Origin of the sequence: Mesorhizobium sp. M0106 (genome assembly GCF_040322715.1) — a bacterium.
Taxonomy (GTDB): Bacteria; Pseudomonadota; Alphaproteobacteria; order Rhizobiales; family Rhizobiaceae; genus Mesorhizobium.
The window spans coordinates 1-526 of record NZ_JAMYUA010000155.1 but is presented as its reverse complement, the minus strand read 5'-3'; the positions used below and the strand labels follow the sequence as shown (position 1 = coordinate 526).

At 64.8% G+C, this 526-nt stretch carries 1 protein-coding gene; it reads left to right on the top strand.

Translation table 11 applies throughout. The features are described from left to right. Window positions 1–116: 116 nt before the first annotated feature. A partial coding sequence (locus NKJ55_RS35560; protein ID WP_352453951.1) for an MFS transporter occupies window positions 117–526 on the top strand: 410 nt, incomplete at its 3' end.

The window sequence follows — 526 nt, the reverse complement described above, 5'->3', positions numbered from 1 at the left end:
CTGTCGAGCGACGCTGCCAAAGCCGTTGACGCCAACGCAGGTGATGAGGGCAGGCTAGACCAGTGCAGCAGATCCGCCCGGCGACTTTTCTTTTTGCGGCCCGAGCCCTGCGCGACATGGGCGATGGCTTCGTGGCCGTTCTGTTGCCGGTCTATCTCCTCGCATTAGGCTTCGCGCCTCTGCAGGTCGGCATCATTGCAACCGGATCGCTGCTCGGTTCAGCGCTCTTGACCATCGCCGTCGGACTCCTTGGTGCCCGACACGATCACCGCCAACTCCTGCTTGCCGCCGCCAGTCTGATGGTCGCCACGGGTGTGGCCTTTGCTGTGGTCCACGACTACGCGCTGCTTTTGGTGATCGCCTTCGCAGGCACCATCAACCCGTCGGCCGGCAGCGTCAGCGTGTTCGTGCCCTTAGAGCATGCCGTCCTCACACGCGAAGTCACCGACGCCGCGCGGACCAAGATGTTCGCGCGCTACAGCCTTGTGGGTGCGCTCGCAGCCGCGGTTGGCGCGCTCGCTTCGGC